Source organism: Jannaschia marina, from assembly GCF_013404595.1.
Classification (GTDB): Bacteria; Pseudomonadota; Alphaproteobacteria; order Rhodobacterales; family Rhodobacteraceae; genus Jannaschia; species Jannaschia marina.
This window is the reverse complement of sequence record NZ_JABVAX010000012.1, coordinates 73103-79102: the sequence shown is the minus strand read 5'-3', so window position 1 is coordinate 79102 and position 6000 is coordinate 73103. Positions and strand designations below refer to the sequence as shown.

At 59.2% G+C, this 6000-nt stretch carries 6 protein-coding genes; 3 read left to right on the top strand and 3 right to left on the bottom strand.

Going from position 1 to position 6000, the window contains the following annotated elements:
* From HSX43_RS15955 to HSX43_RS19495, 3 genes are all read left to right on the top strand, one after another.
* The coding region (locus HSX43_RS15955; protein WP_208454636.1) for a toll/interleukin-1 receptor domain-containing protein at nt 1-1653 on the top strand (1653 nt) is incomplete at its 5' end.
* The gene (locus HSX43_RS19500) at nt 1650-2594 is read left to right on the top strand and encodes a hypothetical protein (protein ID WP_208454635.1); all 945 of its coding nucleotides are present in this window, start codon (nt 1650-1652) and stop codon (nt 2592-2594) included. The genes HSX43_RS15955 and HSX43_RS19500, both read left to right, overlap by 4 nt.
* The gene (locus tag HSX43_RS19495; RefSeq protein ID WP_208454634.1) at nt 2585-3208 is read left to right on the top strand and encodes an argonaute/piwi family protein; all 624 of its coding nucleotides are present in this window, start codon (nt 2585-2587) and stop codon (nt 3206-3208) included. Before HSX43_RS19500 ends, HSX43_RS19495 begins: the two co-directional genes overlap by 10 nt.
* Before the next feature lie 108 nt (nt 3209-3316).
* On the opposite strand, the gene HSX43_RS15945 is transcribed toward HSX43_RS19495, so the two are convergent.
* From HSX43_RS15945 to HSX43_RS15935, 3 genes are read right to left on the bottom strand one after another with little or no spacing between them, the layout of a single operon-like run.
* Entirely contained in the window at nt 3317-4030 is a 714-nt protein-coding gene (locus HSX43_RS15945; RefSeq protein ID WP_179381128.1) for a hypothetical protein, read from the bottom strand.
* On the bottom strand, nt 4030-4794 hold the full coding sequence (locus HSX43_RS15940) for a hypothetical protein (protein ID WP_179381127.1): 765 nt from the start codon (nt 4792-4794) through the stop codon (nt 4030-4032). Before HSX43_RS15940 ends, HSX43_RS15945 begins: the two co-directional genes overlap by 1 nt.
* Nucleotides 4795-5841, bottom strand: a complete 1047-nt coding sequence (locus tag HSX43_RS15935) for a DUF4123 domain-containing protein (protein ID WP_179381126.1) — start codon at nt 5839-5841, stop codon at nt 4795-4797.
* Nucleotides 5842-6000 lie beyond the last annotated feature (159 nt).

Here is a 6000-nt window from a genome sequence, read left to right as displayed (position 1 = left end):
GCCTTGAACGCGGCCGCGTGCCGCTTCCTCTTCGCCATCTCGTCCGTCTCCTTCTCGAAGACCAAGATGACCTCAGATCGTAGCTCCCGTCAGCGTCCAATTTCCAGGGAGCACCTCACATCTCTATTCAGCGTTCCTAGCGGCGCTGCCTTCAAGCGCCTCGTAAACGAGACGCTTGATGAGCGTGACAGTAGACTCGAACCACCCAAGCCTCTCCGACAGTTGCTGCCGAGAGCCGGGAAGGATGCTATCGATGAGGAGGATACCGCTCGCGACGTTTTGTTCCTGATTGGTAGCCGACCCTCGCATGACGACTTCATCATGTGGCTCGGCCCGAAGTTGGAGGCGCAAGGCTTCCAAGTGTTTTCGGAGATCATGACGCTCGAACCTGGCACCCGGCACCGGAAGTCTGTCCGCCGTGCTCTCGAGCATAGGGCAGCAAAGGTCCTCGTGGTGACGGACAGCGTCACGAACCAAGATGATGGGGTCATGGATCTCGTCGAGAAGGCGGTCGAGATGGGCGCTGCCCTCGAAGACGAGCGCTTCGTCATCCCTTTGAGGATCGCGGCCGGCGTCAAGCTCGATGTCGCGCGGGATGCGAAAGCCGCCGACTTCTCGAAAGGATGGGCCGACGGTCTGTTGCGTCTGACGGCCTCCCTTCGACGCCAAGGCATTCCGAAACGAGACGACGGGCCTGAGGTATCTCCGGAGTGGAAGGCGTTCCGTCAGAGGAAGGCGAAGCGGCTCATCCACGAGCCGGAACGCCTGATCTCGAACTGGGTCCAGGTGCTGGAGTTGCCTGACGAACTACACTTCTACGAAGCGTCCGGCGCGATCAGCGGTGCGTTCCGCCGGAAGATCGAGATGTTTCCCTTCCCCGCGAGGGAACACGGACAAGGTATCGTCGCCTTTGCAGAGCCTCATGATGTTCAAGAGGCGTTCGAAGGGGTGGGAAGGCTCCGCTTGGTTGCATCCGTCTCGGTCGCCGACATCTCCGACGATGGTGTTCCACAGCTTGGCCTACATCGGCGCGACGCGTCCAACGTCGTCACGGGCCTTCTCCGAAACGCATGGGAGCGGCATTGCACAGGCCTTGGCATGATGCGTTACGCCTATTCGGGCGGACACGGCTTCCACCCCTCATCCGATCAAACTCCGATAGGCCATAAGGTGAAATGGGGCGGCCAGGACGGACGACGATCTTCCATGCTCCGCAACATCGCGCGTGGGCATGTCTGGACCTACGGTGTGACGGCGATCCCCAAGGACTGGCCGTTCTGGCACTTCCGGATGAAGGCGCGTGTCCTGTTCGCGAAGGACAACGGTACGCCGGAAGGTCAACCGATCGACGACAAGAAGAAGATGCACCGACTGCGGCGTTCGGGATGCAAGGGGTGGCGGAACCCGCAATGGCACGGACGCCTTCGGGCCTTCCTCGAGATCATGTCTGGGGACTCGGCATTCATCCGGATCGCACTCGCGCCCGGCCGGGACATGTTGCTTTCGGGCGAGCCGCTTCTCTTCACTTCGCCCGTCACCACGGAGATGCCAGACGTCGCGGATCCTGACGGAGAAGAAGAGGACACGTCCACACTTGGTCGTCCCGATTTGGATGACGGGGATGAACAGGGTGAGGAGCCTGCCGTTCAATGAAGTTCGTGGAGCGCAGCCTGTCGGTCGAGCATCTTGACGAGCCTGAGCTCGATTTTCGTTTTGTGCAGCAGAGCCATCATCCAAAGGATGGCCTCTTCCTTCACGGACCCTTCCGCGCGCCGCGCAAGGTTCAGGACGTCCGTATCGGCATTGTGGGCACGAAAGATGGCATCAAGTACCTCCGTGCCTGGGTAGAGAATATTCGTGGGCGCATCCCAGTCCCGCCTCGAGGTCCGCGGGACAAGGTGGACCGTCTCCACCTGACGGAGTTCGCAGGTTTGCGCGAAACGTTCGGCATCGATATCGACCTTGAAGATTGCAGCTTCTTGGAAGTCGATGGCGACGAGATCGATCGCGCGACGCGGCAAGAAAACATCCACGAGGCCGTGGCCAAGGTGGCGGACATCTACACCCGCCGGGTCGATCGTTTCCTTCGAAACGAGGAGGCCTCGATCGCCATGTGGGCCTTCGTGGTCCCCGATATCGTCTTCGAGCGCTGCCGCCCCGAGTCAAAAAGGCAAGGGTTGGAGTTGATCCCAGGCAAGGCGCGAAAGCGCCAAAGGTCGCGCTCGAAGCAGGCGTCGCTCTTTCTCGACGAGACCTTCGACCCGCGGATCGAGGACGTCTTCGACGACGCCCCCGATTTCCGTCGCCACATCAAGGCGAAGCTCCTCTCGGTCGCCCCATCGCAGATCCTTCGGGAGTCGACGCTCGAGCCCTCTGCGTTTCCCGATGCCGGCGGAAGGCCGAAACGGACGACGCAGGACCCGGCAACGGTCGCTTGGAACCTGGCTACCGGTCTCTACTACAAGAGACGCAGGCAAAGCCTCCATGGCGGCTGTCGGATGTCCGCGACGGCGTCTGCTACATCGGGATGGTGTACAAGAACCTGCCTGGCAGTACCGAGGACCACGTCTGCTGCGCCGCCCAGATGTTCCTAGGTGAGGGTGATGGCGTGGTCTTCCGCGGAGCGAATGGGCCCTGGCAGACGGACGAGCACGAGTATCATCTCGACGCGGGGGCGGCAAAGGAACTTCTCAGGACCGTGATTGAGGAATACGAGCGCATTCACGGCCGTGCCCCGAGAGAACTCTTCATCCACGGCCAAGCATCGTTCAAGGATGAGGAATGGGCGGCATTCTGCGAAGCTGCGCCGCCCGGAACGAATGTGGTTGGCATACGGATTCGAACCACAAACGGGGATACCAAACTCTTTCGAATGGGCGACTATCCGGTGATCCGCGGAACAGCGCTCCTCATCGACGAGCGCAATGCGTTCTTGTGGTCGAGTGGATACGTTCCGCAGCTGGACACGTACATCGGCCCGGAAACGCCGAACCCTCTATCGGTGACGATCCTTCGTTCGAAATATACACGGCCCTCCATGAAGACCGTACTCACTGACATACTCGGGCTGACGAAGATCAACTACAACTCGTGCAACTTCAACGACGGATTACCCGTCACGATCCGCTTTGCGCGGATGGTTGGAGACATCCTCGTGATGGGCTCGGTTCGATCTGATGCACCGCAACCGTTCAAGTTCTACATATAGACGGTTTCATGAATTCGTCGCAGTTATGAGCGAAGGAAGCAAGAAGCCGGCGTGATATAATTTCGCGACATTCAGCATCACAAGAATTTAGGTGCTTCACGTGCTAGACTATTGCATATCGATGATACGCGGCAGCACCCCTGCCTCATTCATTTCAGCTTCGACCTGATGTGCTCTTTCGATGTACGCCTCGCCACCGGTGACGTTCCAATAGTCCTGCGTGGTGACGATCAGCGTTCCGCCGCGCGATGGTCGGACATCAAAGGCCGACGGAATTGCCTCCTGAGGAACCTTTCTATCAGTCCAACTGATCCAAGGTGCAGGCACCCGATCAGGGGCGAAGAGGTTCAACCCGTCGTTCACGTATTTCCTGTCGCCACACCAAATGTGGGCTCCAGGTTGCCAGTCTAGGACAAGATCTATGAGCTTGAGGAACCGATCGATGGTTATCTCCGGCTGAAGGTCAGGTTTTTCAACTCGCAAAGAAAAACGGTCAGTCTTGCCTGCCCCCCAATTAAAACTAGCATGTCGCGCCATGAAATTTCCATCGATCCAACGAGAAGCCGCGGCGGAATAAATGCCATCCCTCCCTAATCCCTGTGATAGGTAGAACTTCATTGCTTCCAGTGGGGATTCTACTGGATCGATACCCTCGTTTGACGGCCCTTCTGCTTCTGACCGATGTACTCGCCATCCACAGAGGAACTGGTCATTGGCACAGATGCTTCCAAGGATAGCACCAAAGCGAACCCAACCAGCCCCATAAGTATCCTTATTGGAGGTCAGGTAGGCTTGGATGGAGGGGGATCTTCTGATCAGCATCAGGTTCGGTCCTCCAGGGCGGTGTATGGATAATAGACCGTTCTAAACTGAGGTTTACGGTGGCTTATGACCTCCTCATCGAAGAACTGCCTAACATGGCGCTGGCTACAGACCCACACAACTGCAACGTTGGGATAAAGCGGCCCTGCCGCTACAGCTTGGCGATTCACTTCTTCCAAAAGATTTTCCATAAGGAAGGACGGCTTCAGAAACGTAAATTGTTCCTCGTCGACATCGTATCGCATCCAGCTGTCGTAGCCGTACTTTGTATCGATCAGGTAGCAGTAGCTCGTCAGGCCAGGATCGTACTCGCTTCGAGCGATAGCACGGGTCGCGAGACTCATTCCCTCTTTCGGATCGAGACCGTCGAACCAGGTCGGGCCGACCTGCCATTCCATGATGATCCGGTTGGTGCGATCGTGGTAGAACCAGTTCACGACGTGATGCTGATACTCATATCCAACGCGGTTCGTGCGCGTGTCGGGGTAGGGCATGCGAGGTGGAATGCCACCGGTCCCGCCTTGGACGGCGAGGCAGTTCTCGCAATGCTCACACTCGTCGTCATCCTTGATTGCTTGCGTGATCGTAGCCGCGATTGCAGCTGCGGCCGCGATCAAGTCTGCGCGCGAAGGCGGTTCGGGCTCGGGCGGAGGAGGTGGCGGAAGATCGGGAAGGAGGTCCTGGATCTCCGCCGGCAGCTCGACCGGGGGAGCGGGGCAATGCTCCGGGTTGGGAGCGAACAGGTTGTCGAAGAAGCCGGCCATCTAGTCCTCGGGTAGCGTCCAAGGGACATTCGCGCGTTCGGCGTCGCGTTTGAAGAGGGCATAGAAGTCCGCGAACCGGGCGTTCGGATCACCTCTGTCGTCGACAAGATAAGCCCGCGTCTGCGACTCACGCCAGAAGAAGGGAGCGCAGATCGACCCGACATAGACGAACTTCCGAAGGAGCGCTTGTTCGGTGAGGCCCATCTCCCGTGCGGCCCGACGTGCGTTCTGAACGTAGAACAGAAGCGTGCGGTCGTCGCTTGGCAGCCACGAAGGGGGAGCATCCTTACGGAGGGCCGATATCATCCTTATCGAACTGAGCAGCTCCCTCTCATCGCGGGCGTAGGCGCGGTACTGACGACCCCATCTCCGGCCTCGGGGAACGTCCGATGGCCCGATCGCGCTATGGTCGATCTGAAAGTCCCACAGCTCACCCTTCTTCCTGCGGCGCGTAAACACGGACGATATTCTGAAGCCCCCGTCGAGCACGAACCACGCCGCCGCGTCGGCCGGTTTGTCTGACACATAGTCGAGGACCGTGTATGCAACGGCCGGATCATGGAAGCGCATGAAGACCTTGTCCGGTCCGCTGTCCGGGAAAACGGCCATCTTCCGAAAGTGGCGATGCAAGACGTCGATCGGAGCATCTGAGGTCAGCAGAATGCCCGGCTCGCGCCCCCACATCGCCCATGGCCTGTCCGCGTCTCCGGCGTCGGTGAAGAGCTTCGTCAGGAAGGAGCCGTCCCCCTCTAGGCGGACGATCCAAGGGGCGACCTCGGCCAGCTCGTCTCCTTTGTAGAGGCAGCGGTAGTCGAGATCGGAGATCGCAAGCACGTCCGTCAGACCAGGGACCTTGGCTGCATCCAGGATCGCGTAGAGAAAATGCCCCTTCGGAGTGCAGGAGAGCAGGGTTGGCGGGATACCCCCGTCGCGTTCGTCCGGCCCCCACGGCGCGAAAGACTCGACGAGAGAACACGAGAGCGTGCGGCTCGACAGAGCTTGGTCCGCTCCGCCGATCTCGTTCACCCAGTAGTCGTCTTCGTCCATTCTCCTCTCCCCCGAGGACCGTCTTGTCGTATTCTTTCAAGTCGGTCAGTCCATTCTGCCGACGTCTTGGAACGACCGCAAACGGATGTCCTGGATCAAACGCCCGAACACACATTCCTCCCAGGGCTCGCGTCCGACCCGTCCGGAGGCTGGGATAAG

What these genes read in the sequence shown, in the direction of transcription:
- HSX43_RS19500 (WP_208454635.1), top strand. Translation starts at nt 1,650, where the DNA reads ATGAAGTTCGTGGAGCGCAGCCTGTCGGTCGAGCATCTTGACGAGCCT.
- HSX43_RS15935 (WP_179381126.1), bottom strand. Translation starts at nt 5,841, where the DNA reads ATGGACGAAGACGACTACTGGGTGAACGAGATCGGCGGAGCGGACCAA.
- HSX43_RS19495 (WP_208454634.1), top strand. Translation starts at nt 2,585, where the DNA reads ATGTTCCTAGGTGAGGGTGATGGCGTGGTCTTCCGCGGAGCGAATGGG.
- HSX43_RS15940 (WP_179381127.1), bottom strand. Translation starts at nt 4,794, where the DNA reads ATGGCCGGCTTCTTCGACAACCTGTTCGCTCCCAACCCGGAGCATTGC.
- HSX43_RS15945 (WP_179381128.1), bottom strand. Translation starts at nt 4,030, where the DNA reads ATGCTGATCAGAAGATCCCCCTCCATCCAAGCCTACCTGACCTCCAAT.